This is a genomic window from Qipengyuania aquimaris, from assembly GCF_020171965.1.
Lineage (GTDB): Bacteria > Pseudomonadota > Alphaproteobacteria > Sphingomonadales > Sphingomonadaceae > Qipengyuania > Qipengyuania aquimaris_A.
Genome location: NZ_JAIUZK010000001.1, coordinates 382,752 through 398,399, shown reverse-complemented (window position 1 = coordinate 398,399; position 15,648 = coordinate 382,752). Strand labels below are relative to the sequence as shown.

General features: G+C 63.9%; 16 protein-coding genes and 1 other RNA gene. 10 read left to right on the top strand and 7 right to left on the bottom strand.

Going from position 1 to position 15,648, the window contains the following annotated elements:
* On the top strand, nt 1–978 hold the full coding sequence (secF, locus tag LCM24_RS01975; protein ID WP_090481292.1) for a protein translocase subunit SecF: 978 nt from the start codon (nt 1–3) through the stop codon (nt 976–978).
* Here secF and LCM24_RS01970 read toward each other — a convergent pair.
* The gene (locus LCM24_RS01970) at nt 975–2,129 is read right to left on the bottom strand and encodes a glycosyltransferase (protein WP_224802524.1); all 1,155 of its coding nucleotides are present in this window, start codon (nt 2,127–2,129) and stop codon (nt 975–977) included. The genes secF and LCM24_RS01970 overlap by 4 nt on opposite strands.
* Nucleotides 2,130–2,167: 38 nt before the next feature.
* Nucleotides 2,168–2,740 carry a helix-turn-helix domain-containing protein gene (locus LCM24_RS01965; protein ID WP_224802523.1) on the bottom strand — a complete coding sequence of 191 codons (573 nt, stop codon included), beginning with the start codon at nt 2,738–2,740 and terminating at the stop codon, nt 2,168–2,170.
* Between the two features lie 91 nt (nt 2,741–2,831).
* Here LCM24_RS01965 and LCM24_RS01960 point away from each other — a divergent pair, with 91 nt between their 5' ends.
* Nucleotides 2,832–3,305, top strand: coding sequence for a DUF6456 domain-containing protein (locus tag LCM24_RS01960; protein ID WP_224802522.1), 474 nt, complete (start codon nt 2,832–2,834; stop codon nt 3,303–3,305).
* Here LCM24_RS01960 and LCM24_RS01955 read toward each other — a convergent pair.
* From LCM24_RS01955 to LCM24_RS01945, 3 genes are read right to left on the bottom strand one after another with little or no spacing between them, the layout of a single operon-like run.
* Nucleotides 3,290–3,868, bottom strand: coding sequence for a uracil-DNA glycosylase family protein (locus tag LCM24_RS01955; protein WP_224802521.1), 579 nt, complete (start codon nt 3,866–3,868; stop codon nt 3,290–3,292). The two genes, LCM24_RS01960 and LCM24_RS01955, sit on opposite strands and share 16 nt — an antisense overlap.
* The gene (locus LCM24_RS01950) at nt 3,865–5,670 is read right to left on the bottom strand and encodes an ABC-F family ATP-binding cassette domain-containing protein (RefSeq protein WP_224802520.1); all 1,806 of its coding nucleotides are present in this window, start codon (nt 5,668–5,670) and stop codon (nt 3,865–3,867) included. Before LCM24_RS01950 ends, LCM24_RS01955 begins: the two co-directional genes overlap by 4 nt.
* 43 nt (nt 5,671–5,713) lie before the next feature.
* Nucleotides 5,714–7,288, bottom strand: a complete 1,575-nt coding sequence (locus LCM24_RS01945) for an amidohydrolase family protein (protein ID WP_224802519.1) — start codon at nt 7,286–7,288, stop codon at nt 5,714–5,716.
* Nucleotides 7,289–7,416: 128 nt separating this feature from the next.
* Between LCM24_RS01945 and LCM24_RS01940 the strand changes: the two genes are divergently transcribed.
* From LCM24_RS01940 to LCM24_RS01925, 4 genes are all read left to right on the top strand, one after another.
* Complete coding sequence (locus LCM24_RS01940; RefSeq protein ID WP_224802518.1) at nt 7,417–8,136, top strand: SIMPL domain-containing protein; 720 nt, start codon at nt 7,417–7,419, stop codon at nt 8,134–8,136.
* Between the two features lie 62 nt (nt 8,137–8,198).
* Complete coding sequence (locus tag LCM24_RS01935) at nt 8,199–8,504, top strand: PepSY domain-containing protein (protein WP_100259278.1); 306 nt, start codon at nt 8,199–8,201, stop codon at nt 8,502–8,504.
* A gap of 94 nt (nt 8,505–8,598) precedes the next feature.
* Nucleotides 8,599–9,276, top strand: a complete 678-nt coding sequence (locus LCM24_RS01930) for a response regulator transcription factor (RefSeq protein ID WP_090481318.1) — start codon at nt 8,599–8,601, stop codon at nt 9,274–9,276.
* Entirely contained in the window at nt 9,227–10,714 is a 1,488-nt protein-coding gene (locus LCM24_RS01925) for an ATP-binding protein (RefSeq protein WP_224802517.1), read from the top strand. The genes LCM24_RS01930 and LCM24_RS01925 overlap by 50 nt, the downstream gene beginning before the upstream one ends.
* Here the strand turns inward: LCM24_RS01925 and LCM24_RS01920 are convergent.
* Nucleotides 10,692–11,252: a hypothetical protein gene (locus tag LCM24_RS01920; protein WP_224802516.1), complete on the bottom strand. Its 561-nt coding sequence runs from the start codon at nt 11,250–11,252 to the stop codon at nt 10,692–10,694. The two genes, LCM24_RS01925 and LCM24_RS01920, sit on opposite strands and share 23 nt — an antisense overlap.
* Nucleotides 11,249–11,575, bottom strand: coding sequence for a chorismate mutase (locus LCM24_RS01915; protein WP_224802515.1), 327 nt, complete (start codon nt 11,573–11,575; stop codon nt 11,249–11,251). The genes LCM24_RS01920 and LCM24_RS01915 overlap by 4 nt, the downstream gene beginning before the upstream one ends.
* A gap of 49 nt (nt 11,576–11,624) precedes the next feature.
* On the opposite strand from LCM24_RS01915, the gene LCM24_RS01910 reads away from it, so the two are divergent.
* The 4 genes from LCM24_RS01910 to ffs all read left to right on the top strand — a co-directional run bounded on the left by LCM24_RS01910 (nt 11,625) and on the right by ffs (nt 15,613).
* Nucleotides 11,625–12,641: a polyprenyl synthetase family protein gene (locus LCM24_RS01910; protein ID WP_224802514.1), complete on the top strand. Its 1,017-nt coding sequence runs from the start codon at nt 11,625–11,627 to the stop codon at nt 12,639–12,641.
* An 11-nt stretch (nt 12,642–12,652) separates the two neighbouring features.
* Nucleotides 12,653–15,079 carry an ATP-dependent helicase HrpB gene (hrpB, locus tag LCM24_RS01905; RefSeq protein WP_224802513.1) on the top strand — a complete coding sequence of 809 codons (2,427 nt, stop codon included), beginning with the start codon at nt 12,653–12,655 and terminating at the stop codon, nt 15,077–15,079.
* Nucleotides 15,080–15,096: 17 nt separating this feature from the next.
* Nucleotides 15,097–15,375 carry an ETC complex I subunit gene (locus tag LCM24_RS01900; protein WP_090481332.1) on the top strand — a complete coding sequence of 93 codons (279 nt, stop codon included), beginning with the start codon at nt 15,097–15,099 and terminating at the stop codon, nt 15,373–15,375.
* 143 nt (nt 15,376–15,518) lie between these two features.
* Nucleotides 15,519–15,613: signal recognition particle sRNA small type (gene ffs / locus LCM24_RS01895), an RNA gene on the top strand.
* Nucleotides 15,614–15,648: the final 35 nt, after the last annotated feature.

Sequence of the window (15,648 nt, the reverse complement as noted above, 5' to 3'; positions counted from 1 at the left end):
ATGAAACTTCTCAAGCTCGTCCCCGACGACACCAACATCAAGTTCCTCAAGTGGCGCGTGCCCTTCTTCGTGGTCAGCATCCTGCTGATCGCGGCGAGCTGGGCGCTCGTGGCGACCAAGGGCCTCAACTACGGCGTCGACTTCGCCGGCGGTCTCGAAGTGCGGGCGACCTTCACCGAACGCAGCGAGGCCCCTGTGGCGCAGCTGCGCGACGACGTGGAAGGGCTGGGCTACGGCTCGCCCGTCGTCCAGCGCTTTGGCGAGGACAACCAGGTTTCGATCCGCGTTCGCCTGCCCGACGAGGTCGCTGCCGACAAGGACGCTGCGCAGGCCGCCGCCAATGCGGTGGTGGACGAGTTGCAGGGCAATTACCCCGACTTCCGCCTCGACGGGAACGACAACGTGTCCGGCAAGGTATCGGGTGAATTCCGCGAGGATGCCGTGTTTGCGCTGGTGGCCGCCATGCTGGCCGTGGCGCTCTACATCTGGATCCGCTTCGAATGGCAATTCGGCGTTGGTGCGTTGTTCGCGTTGTTCCACGACGTCAGTCTGACCCTGGGGATGTTTGCGCTGTTCCAACTGGAGTTCAGCCTGCAGATCATCGCGGCTATCCTGGCCATCATCGGTTACTCCCTGAACGATACGATCGTCGTCTACGACCGCATCCGCGAAAACCTGAAAAAGTACCGCAAGATGCCGGTGCCAGAGCTGCTCGACCTCTCGGTCAACGAAACCCTGGCGCGTACCGTCATGACCTCGCTGACGCTGCTGGTGGCGCTGCTGCCGCTGCTGCTGATCGGCCCGGCGAGCCTTTTCGGCCTTACCGCTGCGATCACGCTCGGCCTCTTCGTGGGTACATACAGCTCGGTCTACATGGCCTCGCCGCTGCTCATCTGGATGGGCGTCAACTCGGACAGCTTCGTCCCCGAAGAGACGGTCGCCGATAAGCAGGAACGCGTTGCACGGGGCGAGGTCTAACCCTCGACGAGGCGATCGTAATGCGCGCCTAGCGCCTTGCCGTTGGCCACCCAGCTATAAACATCGACACAGGCGGCTACCTCCAGGGGTGGCCGCCTGTTTTGCATGACCAGCCTGATGCCTTCGCGCACGGCGTCGGTTCGCCGGGCGACGATGACACCTGCGGCTGGCGTATTCACCACTTCGCGCGCACCGCCTGCGTCGGTGATGACGAGGGGCGTACCGCAGGCCAGTGCCTCGATCCACGCATTGGCCAGCCCTTCGCTGGCAGAGGGCAGGGCCATAACATCGGCGGCGGACAGGATGATCGGCAACAGGTCGTGATCCACGCTGCCGAGGAAGTGGACGCGATCGGCCACGCCCTCCGATCTTGCAAGGGCGCGTAGGCTCGCTTCGACTTCTCCCTTGCCGACCAGCAGCAGGCGGGCGTCAGGCAGGTCCGTCAGAGCCTTTATTACCAGCGCCTGCCCCTTGCGTTCGATGAGCGCCCCGACGGTGGCGATAAGCTGGTCGTTTTCGCCGATCTCGATGCCGAGTTCGTTGCCGAGGCGATTGCGCAACTGGGTGTGGCCGAGCGGCCGGAACCGGTCGCGGTCTAGCCCCGTGCGATGGATCGCGATTTTAGCGCGGTCCATGCCCAGCGCAGCCATGTCGTCCGCCAATGCCTCCGAGACGCTGAGCAGACCGGCAGCCTGCTGGGCAGCAGTCTTCAGCGCGTGTGCGCCATAGCTGCGGCCGCCCCAGTAATGGATATCCGCCCCCCGCGCCTTGATCGAGAGGGGAAGGCTGAGCTCAGCTGCGATGCGGGCAGCGGCTGGCCCGTCCGGATAGAAAAACTGCGCGTCGACCAGGTCGAACGGCTGCTCTTCGTGCAGTCTTTTTCCCAGAGGCATTACGGCCTTGGCGATCAGGCGGGGATTGAGACGACCGCCCACCTTGGGAAGGAGGCGAAATGTCGGTCGATGGACGACAACACCGTTTTCCACCCCATCGACGGCGGCCTCCTTCGCCTCGCGATATCGTCCAAGCGCCAGGGGTGGCAGGCCGATGGGGTTGATGACGACAGGTTCCCAGTCGGTATGGTTTGCGAGTGCCTCGATCGAGCGTGCGACGAATGTGCCGAACCTCGGCGCCGATGCGTTGGGCCACAATGTCGACAGGACTAGGGCCCGCCGTGCTTTGCCAGAGCTCACAGCCGGCGGACCAGCATTTCGGCGACACCGATCCATGGCGGGCTGTCGACCACCTGCTGCTTTTCTCCGTGGCCCGGGGGCAGGATACCCACGAGGCTGCCCTGCCGATCGATCAACCGGCCGAAGGAGAAGCGCCCGGCCTTGCGCGGGACGAGCACGTCGCGGTTCACCGCGCGTCCGGCATCTTCCGGATCGATCTGGCGGAGCCACAGCTGGTCCCCAGGACGGTATTCCCCATGCGGATAGTCGATGGTCAGGACCATCAGGGCGCCGTCCGATCCCAGATCGGTCGCGAGCAATGCGTCGCGGGTTGTCTCCAGCGCCTCTGGCCCATCCTTGCCGAGACTTGCGACGACTTGCGGATGGGCGGCTTTTTCGGAGCGGACGAGCACTTCCGGCTCTACGCTCAAGGCATCAGCAATCCGTTCCATCCATTTAAGTGACAAGTTCCGCATTCCGGTCTCGAGCCGACCGACGGTCTGCGGCGTGGTGGGCGGGTCGCAAGCCTCTGCCAGATCGGCCAGCGTCCAGCCCTTCTGCTTGCGGATGTCGCGGATACGGTTGATCAACCACCTTCTCCAGTAACCGGAATGGTTTTTCGACTTTCCTACACTAACCGAAAATATGCAAGCGATCTCTCCAAAGGCAAGGAGATCGGGTATGCGAAGGGAACTAAGCGAGAGGGAACTCACCGAAGAAGGGCCTCGCGCAAAAGGCTCTGCAAAAGGCAAGAAGCGAACCGTTACGGTGAATTTGGCCGAGTCGCCGCTATCATGGCTTCATGCGCGCGGGCATATCGATGATCGCCTGTTCGATGCGGGCGAGCAGCTGCGGTCCGACTATGAGCGTGCGCAGGTTGCGCCGGGGATCACTATGCGTTGGGACCCGGTACGCGTGGACGGCGGAGGCGGTGACGGCATGACGCCGGGTGAGCGCCAGTTGGCGGCACGCGCACGCTTCGACGGTGCGATGGCGCAGGCAGGCAGCGGCCTGAAGGATGTCCTGTGGCATGTCGTCTGCAATTGCGAGAGCCTGTCCCATGCCGAGAAGGGCCTCGGCTGGCCCGCAAGGAGCGGGAAGCTGGTCCTGCGTCTTGCGCTGGACCGGGTGGCTGATTTCTATCGGATCCGCTGAGCGACCAAGTGGCGCAGCCGCGGCAGGACCTGCTCTTGGAACCACGGGTTCTGCCGCATCCATAATGTGGAGCGCCATGCTGGGTGGGGCAGGGGTAGAAAGTCCGGCAGGTAGTCTTCGAAGGATCGAACCCGCTCGGTCATCGACAGCTTGCGTGTCTGCGGCAGGTAGTAGTTTTGCGCGTAGGTTCCGACGAGCAGTGTGAGCCGGTCCTCGGGAAGTATCTCGAGCACGCTTCCATGCCATTGGGGCGCACATTCGCGCCGCGGTGGCTTGTCTCCACCGCTGGCTTTGCCCGGATAGCAGAAACCCATCGGGACGAGCGCAACCTGCTCTGGATCGTACATCTGCTCCTTGGTGAGGCCAGTCCATTCGCGCAGCCGGTCACCGCTCGCATCGTCCCATGGAATGCCGCTTTCATGGACTTTCGATCCGGGCGCCTGGCCGATGATAAGGAGGCGTGCCCCGGGCGAGAAGCTGGCGACGGGACGCACGCCGTGGGGCAGGTGCTTTTCGCACAGCTGGCAAGCTGCGATCCGTGATGCAAGCGCCTCTGCGCTCAAAGGGCCTCTGCCATTTCCGCCAGCATCAGCCAGCGTTCTTCGGCTGCGTCCTTCTCGGTCCGGGCGTTCTCGATCCCTTCGCTGATCGTGGCGAATTTCTTGGGATCCTTGGTGTAGAGATCGGGGTCGGACAGTATCGACTCGCCCTTGGCGATGGCTGCTTCCAGTTCCTCTATGCGTGAAGGCAGCAGTTCCAGGTCGCGCTGGTCCTTGTAGGACAGCTTGGTCGGCTTCGCCCTGGCTTGATCGGCAGGCTTCGCCGCGGGCTTGTCCTGTCGCTTTTCCTTACGCTCGACAGGGGCGCGGCGCTTCTTTTCCCAATCCTCGTAGCCGCCGGCCACGATATCGACCTTGCCCGTCCCGTCGAGGCCGAGGGTGATCGTGACGGTGCGATCGAGGAAGTCGCGATCGTGGCTGACGATCAGCACGGTGCCTTCGTAATCGGCGATGACTTCCTGCAAGAGGTCCAGGGTTTCGAGGTCGAGATCGTTGGTTGGTTCGTCCAGTACGAGGAGGTTCGATGCCTTGGCGAATTCGCGCGCCAGAAGCAGTCTCGAACGTTCGCCGCCGGACAGGACAGCAACCTTCATGTCCACGATCTTGGGATCGAACAGGAATTCCTTGAGATAGCCCTGCACGTGCTTGCGGTTGCCGCGCACGTCGATCCAGTCGCCGCCTTCGGCCAGCACCTGGCGTACGGTCTTGTCGTCGGTGAGCAACTGGCGTTGTTGGTCGATCATCACGCCGGTCAGGGTCTTGGCGATTTCCACCGTGCCGCTGTCGGGTTCCAGTTCGCCGGTCAGCATTTTCAGCAGCGTCGTCTTGCCCGCGCCGTTCGAGCCGACGATGCCGATGCGGTCGCCGCGCTGGATGCGAAGGTTGAACGGCTTGATAATCGTGCGCTCGCCAAAGGACTTGGTGATGCCTTCCGCCACGATGACCGACTTCGACTTGAAGTCTTCCTCCGTCGCCAGTTTCAGCTTGGCGGTGCCTGCGCTGGCAATCATCGAGGCACGCTGGGCGCGCATCTGCCATAGCTTCTCAAGGCGGCCCTGGTTGCGCTTGCGACGCGCGGTGACGCCGCGTTCCAGCCAGTGCGCTTCGAGCTTCAGTTTCGCATCGAGCTTTTCCGCTGCGCGGGCTTCTTCGGCGTAGACCTGTTCTTCCCAGGCTTCGTACCCGCCGAAGCCGACTTCCTTGCGGCGCAGATTGCCGCGGTCGAGCCAGATGGTCGCGCGGGTCAGGCGCTTGAGGAAGGTGCGGTCGTGGCTGATGACCAGGAACGCGCCGCGATAGCGGTCGAGCCAGCCTTCGAGGAATTCGATGGCCGCGAGATCGAGATGGTTCGTCGGCTCGTCCATCAGCAGCAGGTCGGGATCCTGCGCCAGCGCGCGGGCAATGGCGGCGCGGCGTTTCTCGCCGCCGCTGGCGCCCTTGGTTGCACGGCTCATATCGATGCCGAGCTGGCCGGCGATCGCCTCTACCTCGTGCTCCTGCGGTGCGTGAGCACCGTCGAGCGCCCAATCCATCAGCGTGGAGTGGCCAGAAAGATCGGGGTCCTGTTCAAGGAGGACGATGCGCGTGCCGGGCTTGATCTTGCGCGTCCCGGCATCGGTTTCCAGCTGCCCGTCGATCATGCGGAATAGCGTGGTTTTGCCGACCCCGTTGCGGCCGATCAACGCCAACCGGTCGCGCGGGCCGATATGCAGGTCGAGCGGGTCGTGATCCGGCCCGCCGAACAGCCACTTGCCGCCCTGTTGCAGGGCCATGCCTTCGAGGCTGAGGATGGGGGGCTGTGCCATAACGCAGCGCGAGGTAGTCGCGCCGCCCCCAAGCTGCAAGCGCCTACTGGGCGGCTTCGCGCGAACCTTTCTGCATTTCCACCATCGCAGCGACGCTTTCGAGCAGTTTCGGCGCGTCGTAGATCACGCCGTCCTTGATCGTCCAGCGCACGCCGCCGACCTGCTCGATAGCGCCGCTCTCGCGGTTCAGCTTCGTGTGGCCGGTGCCGTAGAGCAGCTTGAGATTGTCGAGCGGATTGCCCGGCACGATCACCAGATCGGCGAGCTTACCCACCTGGATCGTGCCCATCGGCGCCTCTTCACCGCGCGGATCGTAAATTTCCTGCGCGCCCGCCGTGGTTGCAGCGCGGATGACCTCTAGCGGGGAAAGTCCCGCCTCGCGCAGCATCTCAAGTTCGCCGATATAGGCGAAGCCCCAGGTCTGGTAGATATAGCCCGGATCGCTACCCGCGGTGACGCGCCCGCCGCGGCGGTGGAATTCTGCCGTCAGGTCGAACCAGTAGCGATAGAACTTGCGCCAGGCGACCTCGTCCTCCGTGCTCCAGTCCTTATAATAGCTGCCGTGGTTGGTGGCGCTCGGCGCATAGAAATCCATCAGCGAGGGAAGGCTGTAGCGTGCATGCCAGTCGCGGTTTTTCGCAGCCATGACATCGCGGCTGGCGGAATAGATGTTGAAGGTAGGGCTGAGCGTGACACCGCTTTCGATAAGGAAGTCGATATAGGCGTCCCATTCCTCGCTATGCGGATCGACGACCTGGTCGGCGAGGCGGGCGACCCAGCCGAAACGCGATTGCTCGTCGAAATAATTGTAGCCCTGCGGATAGCGCGGAAGGGCGTTGTCACCGAGCAGGCTTTCGAAGTGACCGTAAAAGTGCGTGATCCCGTCGAGGCCCAGTTCGACCGCCCTGCGCGCATTCACCCGCTGCACGCCCGGCTGGGCGAGATGGGCGACCGTGCCGAGGCCCTGCTTCTCAGCCTCGTCCAGCGCCGCGCCGAGCACGTCGGGCATCGCGGAATTGAAGAACTTGATCCCCCAGAAACCCCGCGCCTTGGCCCAGCGCACCCATTCGCGTGCTCCGGCAGGTGTTGTGGGGGCGGGGCGGCCCCACTTGTCGCCGAAGACCGCATAGGGGAACAGGCGCGGAGCGACGATTGCATTCGCCTCGCTGCGCTGGCGGTCGGTAAGATCGGGCTGGCCGGGTCCGAAATAGAAGCTCACCCCGCGCACGCTGGTCACGCCATGCGCAAGCCAGAGGCGATAGCCGTAGGACGGCTGGGCTGCCTTGGACGGATCGCCATTGTGGCCGTGCGTGTCCACGAAGCCGGGCATGACGGTCATCCCGGCGGCGTCGATCACACGATCGGCAGCAGCACGCACGTCGGCAGGAGCACCGCCGCCATGGATTGCTGCGATACGATTGCCCTCGATGACGATATCGACCGGCCCCATCGGCGGCGCGCCCGATCCTTCGATCATGGTCGCCCCGGAAACGATCAGCGTCCCGTATGGCCCTTCCGCTTCGCCCGGCTGGATATCGGGCACCGGCTCCATCTGCGCCGACAGCCCGCTTGCCATGGCCGCAGCCGCCATCGCGATGAGATATTTTCCAAGCCGCATTCCGGTCCCCCTGATCCTGCGCATGCGCTACCGCCATCGGGCGAAGATGAAAAGAAGGGAACCTCGGCGTTCAGCCATTGGTAAAGGTGGGGAACCGAAAAACGCGTCTCAACAAAAGGAGTTACGCCATGATCCGCCACACCGTCCCAGCTCTCGCAGCGCTCGCCATGGCCGGAACCGCACAGGCCGCCGAAGTCCAGATCTCCGCCACCGGCCCCGTCGTGGAACTGAGCATTACAGAGCAGATCGAGGCCGAACCCGACATCGTCAATGTCGGCGCAGGCGTGGTGACCGATGCACCGACCGCAGTGGAAGCCCTGCGGCAGAATTCGGTCGAGATGCGCAAGGTGATCGAGCGGGTAAAGGCGCTGGGCGTGGCGGAGCGGGATATCCAGACCTCGGGCATCAACCTGAATGCGCGCTACGATTACGACCAGCGCCAGCAGCGGCAGGTGTTCCGCGGGTACCAGGCAATGAATCGGGTCAGCGTGAAACTGCGCGATATCGACGAGACCGGCGAAGTGCTTGATGCGCTGGTGTTGGCAGGCGCAACCAATCTCGACGGGCCGCGCTTCAGCCTCGAAAACGATACCGAAGCAAAGGCACGGGCAAGGGCCACGGCGATGCAGCGTGGCCGCGAACAGGCCCTGGAATACGCGCAGCTTGCCGGCTTTACCGGAATTCGCCTGCTGGAGGTGAACGAGACGATCACCGGTCGCTCGCCCGGCCCCTATCCGGTCGTGCGTACAGCCTCCTTGGAAGCCGCTGCCGACCAGTCGGCGCCCGTCCAGCCCGGCCTTGTGAGCACTGGCGTCAACGTGACGGTCAAATACGAGATGACCCGCTGAACCATTGTGAACGTCCACATTCACGACTTGTTCAATGGCTCGGGAGTAGTCACTACAGCATCATGAAACGCCTGCTTGCATCCTTCCTCGCTTTCGGTCTCGTCGCCGGTCCGCTGCTGGCGACCCCGGCAGAGGCGCAGCGTCGCACCGACCAGGGCGAAGCGCGCAAGGAAATGCGGGCAGGCAATATCATGCGCGCCCGTGAAATCGAAAATCGCATCGTTCCCTCGATGGGCGACGCGGAATACCTCGGTTTCGACTACGACTCGACCGCGATGGCCTACCGCCTGAAGTTCATCAAGAACGGCAAGGTGAAGTTCGTCGACGTCGATGCACGCACTGGCCGCGTCCTGCGCCGCAGCCGCTGAGCGGTCCGGCACCGGGCACAAGAAACTCCGTTCATCTTGACGCGTTCATCTACATGAACGACACGCATTACGCAGATAACAAGGACGGAAATTCATGCGGATCCTGATTGTCGAGGACGAACCCACGCTCGGCCAGCAGCTCAAGAGCACTCTCGAGCAGAATGGCTATGCGGTCGATTTGTCGACCGATGGCGAAGACGGGCATTTCCTCGGTTCGACCGAAGATTACGATGCAGTCATTCTCGATCTCGGCCTGCCCGAAATCGACGGGCTGACCGTGCTTGGGATGTGGCGCAAGGAAGGGCGCAAGTTCCCTGTCCTCGTGCTTACCGCTCGCGACAGCTGGTCGGACAAGGTGGCGGGGCTCGATGCTGGAGCCGACGATTACCTCGCCAAGCCGTTCCAGACCGAAGAGCTGATCGCCCGCCTTCGCGCGCTCATCCGCCGTGCGTCCGGCAATACCTCCAGCGAACTGACAGCAGGACAGGTGCGCCTGGACACCCGTTCAGGCCGCGTGACGCTCGCTGGCGAGCCGGTCAAGCTGACCGCGCAGGAATACAAGCTGCTGAGCTACCTCATGCACCACAAGGGCAAGGTAGTCAGCCGCACCGAACTGATCGAGCACATCTACGATCAGGATTTCGACCGCGATTCCAACACGATCGAGGTCTTCGTTACGCGCATCCGCAAGAAGCTGGGTGCAGAGGTAATCACGACTATCCGTGGACTTGGGTACAGCCTCGACGACCCCGCTGACGCGCCCCGAGCCTGAGGATACTCCGGCTGGCGAGGCGCGTCGCGCGGCGGACATTCCGCCCGGTGACGCGTCTGCGCCGCCCGCCGAACCCGTGACACTGCCCGAAGGCAAGCCGCCGCAGCGCAGCCTTGCCAAGCGCATGATGGTCATCGCGGCCGTCTGGATCGGCCTGTTGCTGGTCGGCGGGGGCTTCGCGCTGGACCGCACGCTGACGCGGCTGGTGCAGAACAATTTCGACAACCAGCTGGAATACGTGCTGACCGCGCTGATCTCCTCCGCAGAGATCGACAACAATGGCGAGGTCTGGACTTACCGCTCGCTCGGCGACCAGCGCTTTCTCGAACCCTACAGCGGCGTCTACTGGCAAATCAGCGGCGAAGGTCGCGAGACCTTCCCCAGCCGCAGCCTGTGGGACCGCACCCTGACGGTCGATGGATCGCATCGCGACAACGACCCGCATTTTTACGACTCATACCAGTTCGATGGCGAGCCGCTGCGGGTTGTGGAGCGCAATGTCGAACTGCCCGACAGCGATGTGGTGTGGACCTTCACCGTCGCCTCGGCGCGCGAGGAACTCGATTTCCAGATCGCCCGGATCCGTTCGATCCTGATCTGGAGCTTCGCCGCGCTTGGCCTGGGCCTGCTGATCATGGCGATCCTGCAAAGCTACTACGGCCTGTCGCCGCTGCGCCGTGTGCGCGCCGCGATCCAGTCCATGCGCTCGGAAGGGGCAAACAGGATTACGGAGCCGCTGCCGCTGGAAGTCGAGCCGCTGGTGGAAGAGATCAACGGCTTGCTCGCCCATAGCGAAAAGCAGGCGGAAGAGGCGCGCATGCACGCGGGCAATCTCGCCCATGCGCTCAAGACCCCGCTGACCGTCCTCACCAATGCCGCCACCGCGCACGATCCCAAGCTGTCCGACCTCGTGTGCCGCGAGACCAAGACCATGCAGCGCCATGTCGAGCACCACCTTGCGCGGGCGAGGGCGGTCGGGCGGCGGGCGAGCGGCCATGCGCGCGCCGATGTCTGGCCCAGCGCCGAAAGCGTGCTCCGCGCCGTCACACGGATCTATGAGAACACCCGCTTCGACCTTGACGGAAACAAGCTGGCCGCCGTCTCGATCGAGCGGCAGGACCTCGACGAAATCCTCGGCAACCTCATCGAGAACGCGGCGAAGTACGGTGGCGGCAGTGTGTTTGTGACCATCGATGCCGAGCGAGAAGAGGAACAATGCATCATCTGGGTCGAGGATGACGGCACCGGCATTCCCGAAAGCGAACGTGCCCGCATTTTCGACCGCGGCGCGCGGCTGGACACGGGCAAGCCTGGCACCGGCCTCGGCCTCGCAATCGTGCGGGACGTGGCGGAAATCTACGGCGGCTCGGTCGAACTCGACGAAAGCGAGGATCTCGGCGGGCTGCTGGTAAAGCTCAGCCTGCCTCGGGCGGGGTAAAGGGATCGTCCTCGACAAGTTCGAGGCAGCGCGCACCGACCCGTTTCGCGAAAATATAGACTATACCGTCATCGCCATAGGTCTTGATGTCCTTTTCAGTCATCATAGTACCTGCCTGCATGGTCATGATGCCGAACATCTGAATGCCTTCGCGCTTGAGTGCGATGCGCCGCTCGACGGGCATGTCCGGTGCATGCTGCTGAGCCAGCGTTTCCGCCTTTTCGGCGTAGACCTGCGCCTCTGCGATGCGCTGCTCCCTAAGCGCTGCGTCGTTGGTCTCCTGCGCGCCCATCCTGAACGGTTCGGCCAGCGCGGAACAGAGTACCGCGCGTTCCGAGCGCGGTCTCGTCAGTATCATCGCGCCGACTATGTCGCCTGCTTTCCTGCGACGCTCCATCTCTTTTTGGTAGCGTTCGACCAGCTTCTTTTCTTCGTCCGACATCGGCTTTGCAGGCGCGAGGCGGATGGAGGGCGGTTGCGATTGTTCAGGTCCGGCCATTCCCGCTCCCAATGCCAGCGCGGCGGCTGCTAGGATCATTTCTCGCGCGCCCGTTCGTGGTGGCGAATGACCTCGTCGATGATGAAGCGCAGGAATTTTTCGCTGAATTCGGGGTCTAGCTCGCTTTCCTCTGCCAGGCGGCGCAGGCGTGCGATCTGCTCTTTCTCGCGGTTCGGATCGGCCGGCGGCAGCGTGACCTTCGCCTTGTATTCCCCGACCGCCTGCGTGATGCGAAAGCGTTCCGCGAGCATGTGGACGATAGCGGCATCGATGTTGTCGATGCTCTTGCGATAGCCGGCCAGGACCTTGTCGTCCCCCGGTTGAGGTTGCGCCGTTTGCGTCATCGCTTGCCAAGCTATCATCAATTGCTCTCTTGCCAAGAAAGCAAGTGCAGCGCATGGCCAAGCTGCAATGACAGCCGACGTCGTATCCCTTCCGCGCAAGGGCCCCGTGCCCTCGATCGATCCCATGCTCGCGCTTACCGCCTCGGGCATGAACCAGGTCAATCAGGTCATTCTCGACCGGATGCAGAGCGAAGTGCCGCTGATCCCTGCGCTGGCCGGGCACCTTATCTCTGGCGGCGGCAAACGGCTGCGGCCCATGCTGACGCTCGCCGGGGCGGAGCTGGTCGGGTATAGCGGGACCCGCCATTACAAGCTCGCTGCGGCGGTCGAGTTCATCCACACCGCCACGCTGCTGCATGACGATGTCGTCGATGGCAGCGACCTGAGGCGCGGCAAGGCGGCGGCCAATATCATCTACGGCAATCCCGCGACCGTGCTGGTCGGCGATTTCCTCTTCAGCCGTTCGTTCGAGCTTATGACCGAGGACGGCAGCCTGAAGGTGTTGAAGATCCTGTCCGGTGCCAGCGCGATCATCGCCGAAGGCGAGGTCGACCAGCTCACCGCCCAGCGCAAGATCGACACGAGCGAGGAGCGCTACCTCCATATCATCCGCGCCAAGACCGCAGCCCTGTTTGCCGCGGCGAGCCGAATTGCCGCTGTTGTCGCCGAGTGCGGGGAGGAAGAAGAGCGGGCGCTCGACGAATACGGACGCAACCTCGGGGTTGCCTTTCAGCTGGTCGACGACGCGCTTGATTACGATGCCGACGCGGCGCAAATGGGCAAGGACCAGGGCGATGATTTCCGCGAAGGCAAGATGACCCTGCCGGTCATTCTCGCCTATGCACGCGGCAACGAGGAAGAGCGCGCTTTCTGGAAATCGGCGATCGCCGGATTCCGTTCAGGCGACGAAGACCTGGCCGAAGCGATCCGCCTGATCGGCAAGTACAACGCCGTTGCCGATACGAAGGCACGTGCACGCCACTTCGCCCAGCGAGCTATCGACGCGCTCTCGATCTTCCCCGATGGCAAGGCCCGGCAGGCCATGGCGCAGGCGGCACTGTTCGCGGTCGCACGCGGACACTAAGTGCTGTCCGGGTGCCGGATGCGCTACCAATCAGTGCGGTCCTGCCAGACCTGCTGGAGAGTCTGCGGGTAGGCACGGGCGCCGTCCTCATCGCTCCTCCGGGTGCAGGTAAGACGACCGCCGTTGCGCCTGCGCTGATTACCGAGGACTGGTGCACGGGCACAGTCATCCTCACATCGCCGCGCCGCGTTGCGGCTCGGGCTGCTGCCGAGCGCATGGCCGAGATGCTGGGCGAAAAGCCGGGCGAGACGATCGGCTACCTGACCCGCCTCGACAGCAAGCGGGGCCCGAAGACGCGGGTGCTGGTCGTTACCGAAGCGATCTTTGTGAATATGCTGGTGCAGGATCCCGAACTGGAGGGCGTCTCGACCGTCCTGTTCGACGAGGCGCATGAGCGTCATCTCGACAGCGACCTCGGCCTGGCCCTGGCACTGGAAAGCCGCGCAGTGCTGCGCGACGACCTACGGGTCCTTGTCATGTCGGCGACCATCGACGGCACGCGGTTCGCGGATTTGCTGGGCGTGGACACGCCGGTCATCGAAAGCGAAGGCCGCGCCCACCCCTTGCGCATCGAATGGCTCGGGTCTTCGCCGCAAATGCGGGTGGAGGACGCCATGACGTCGGCTATCGCGCAGGCATGGCGCGATGAGGAGGGGGATATCCTCGCTTTCCTTCCCGGCGTGGGTGAGATCGAGCGCACGCGCGAGCGGGTTGAAGCGCGACTGCCCGAAGCCGTGGTCCTTCCGCTTCACGGACAGGTGCAAGGCGCGGAACAGCGCGCTGCGATCCGCCGCGACCCGCAAGGGCGACGGCGTATCGTGCTCGCCACCGCGATTGCCGAAACTTCGCTCACGCTCGATGGAGTTTCGATAGTCGTCGATGCCGGGCTATCGCGCCGCGCGGAATTCGACCGTGCGGCTGGCACCACGCATCTGGTGACCCACCGCGCGAGCCAGGCGGCTGCGGCGCAGCGGGCAGGGCGCGCGGCGAGGCAGGGCCCGGGAGTTGCCTATCGCCTATGGGAGGAGGGCGGCCATGCCGGACGCCCCGCATTCGATCCTCCCGAGATGGAGACGGCCGACCTCGCGCCGCTGGTCCTGACACTTGCGAAATGGGGCACGAACGAGCCGGCCGAGCTGCAGTGGCTCGACAAGCCTTCCGCCCCCTCGGTTGCTGCAGCGCTCACTACCTTGCAGGCGCTCGGCGCGCTCGATGGGGAAGGGCGCATTACGCCAGACGGTGAGAAGCTTGCGCGGCTACCGATGGACCCGGCATCGGCTGCGATGGTCCTGTTCGGAGCGGAACACGGGGCGGCGGAACGTGCCGCCAAGCTGGCCCTGCTGCTGCAGGAAAGGGCGCTGGGCGGTCGCGGAGAGGATTTGGAAGCGCGCCTGCAACGTTGGGACGGCGATCGCGGCCAGCGGGCAGAAGCGAGCCGGAAATTGGCAAAGCGTTGGGCAGCTCAGGCGAAGGACCTAGTGGAGCATGTAAGGGGTGAAGAGCCACCCGCCGCCATCATGCTCGCAGCAGGGAGGCCCGAATTCATCGCCAAACGACGCGATACGAGTGGAGAGAGCTGGATATCCGCAGGGGGCAGGGGCTTTTCCCTGGATCCGACGTCGTCGCTGGCCCGATCGTCCTATCTCGTTATCGGCGATGCGCAGGGGCAAGCGAAGGCAGCCCGGATCACCTCGGCAATTGCGCTCGAGGAAGGCGATCTCGAGCGCTGGCTGGGTGGTCGGATCGAAGGGCGGTCGGTCTTGCGGTGGAGCGGGAATCGTATCGAAGCGCGGCTCGAACGGCGGCTCGGCGCAATCACGCTGGCGAGCGGTCCCGACCCTTCCCCTAGCGAGCAGGCGATTGTGGACAGCCTTGTGGAAAAAGCGTTGGAGAACCCGGCAAAGCTGGTTCCGCAGGCGCTCGCTGCCCGGGCTGCCTTTGTCGGCATCGACGCGTTTGAGCCCGAAAATTTGCGCGATACCATGGACTTATGGCTTGTGCCCTTGCTGGCTGGCCGGCGCGATCTGGATTTGCCCAAAGGCCGGCTGGTCGATGCGCTTCTCAGTCTCCTCGACTGGGACGCACGCCAAAGGCTGGATAGCGAGGCACCGCGGGAATTTACCTCGCCTGCCGGGACCACCCATCCGATCGACTACACCGGCGACGATGCGCCGAGCGTGGAAGTCCGCGTACAGGCATTGTTCGGGCTAGAGCGGCATCCGATGATCGGCAAGACGCCGCTTCTCCTGAAGCTTACCAGCCCTGCCGGGCGCCCGATCCAGTCGACCCGCGACCTGCCGGGATTCTGGCGCGGTAGCTGGGACGATGTGCGTAAGGACATGAAGGGTCGCTATCCCAAGCATCGCTGGCCCGAGGAACCGTGGACCGAAAAGCCGAGTTTGAAGACCAAGAACGCCTTCCATAAATCGGGAGGTTGAATTATGGGGCGCCCACTATGGCTGCACGAATCTACCAACGTCCGCAAAGCGCGATGCAATCCGGCAAGGCCCGCACCGACGAATGGGTGCTCGAATTCGAACAGTCCGAAGCGCGCAAGGCCGACCCCCTGATGGGCTGGACGGGCAGCGGCGACACGCAGGTGCAGGTGCAGCTCAAGTTCCCAAGCAAGGACGAGGCGAAGGCCTATGCCGAAAAGTACGGCATTCCCGCCCGCGTCCACGCCACGCCGCCGCACAATCTGAAGCTGCAGGCCTACGCCGATAATTTCCGGTAAAGTCACGCCCTCAAGCGCCGGGCGCGAGCCGTCCGGCTCGCTTGGCTTCCTCGCATAAGCTCGGACGGGCGGTTGCCCTTGCGGACCTGCGGTCCGAGGATTTCGCCGGTTGATTTCCGTTCCGACCATCGCCATATGGCGCGCCGGGAGTCGGGTGGACGTTTGCGTTCGCTCACCGGGTCAGGTCCGGAAGGAAGCAGCCCAGGTGAATTGCGACGGGTCGCTCGGCTCCTTTATTTTCCCACACCCTTCATGACATTCGGCGCGTGTGCG

Excerpts from the sequence above, each read along its gene's own strand:
- LCM24_RS01960 (WP_224802522.1), top strand. The coding sequence starts at position 2,832 with ATGCGAAGGGAACTAAGCGAGAGGGAACTCACCGAAGAAGGGCCTCGC.
- LCM24_RS01910 (WP_224802514.1), top strand. The coding sequence starts at position 11,625 with ATGACAGCCGACGTCGTATCCCTTCCGCGCAAGGGCCCCGTGCCCTCG.
- secF (WP_090481292.1), top strand. The coding sequence starts at position 1 with ATGAAACTTCTCAAGCTCGTCCCCGACGACACCAACATCAAGTTCCTC.
- LCM24_RS01940 (WP_224802518.1), top strand. The coding sequence starts at position 7,417 with ATGATCCGCCACACCGTCCCAGCTCTCGCAGCGCTCGCCATGGCCGGA.
- LCM24_RS01945 (WP_224802519.1), bottom strand. The coding sequence starts at position 7,288 with ATGCGGCTTGGAAAATATCTCATCGCGATGGCGGCTGCGGCCATGGCA.
- LCM24_RS01900 (WP_090481332.1), top strand. The coding sequence starts at position 15,097 with ATGGCTGCACGAATCTACCAACGTCCGCAAAGCGCGATGCAATCCGGC.
- LCM24_RS01915 (WP_224802515.1), bottom strand. The coding sequence starts at position 11,575 with ATGATAGCTTGGCAAGCGATGACGCAAACGGCGCAACCTCAACCGGGG.
- LCM24_RS01935 (WP_100259278.1), top strand. The coding sequence starts at position 8,199 with ATGAAACGCCTGCTTGCATCCTTCCTCGCTTTCGGTCTCGTCGCCGGT.
- LCM24_RS01930 (WP_090481318.1), top strand. The coding sequence starts at position 8,599 with ATGCGGATCCTGATTGTCGAGGACGAACCCACGCTCGGCCAGCAGCTC.
- LCM24_RS01950 (WP_224802520.1), bottom strand. The coding sequence starts at position 5,670 with ATGGCACAGCCCCCCATCCTCAGCCTCGAAGGCATGGCCCTGCAACAG.
- LCM24_RS01920 (WP_224802516.1), bottom strand. The coding sequence starts at position 11,252 with ATGATCCTAGCAGCCGCCGCGCTGGCATTGGGAGCGGGAATGGCCGGA.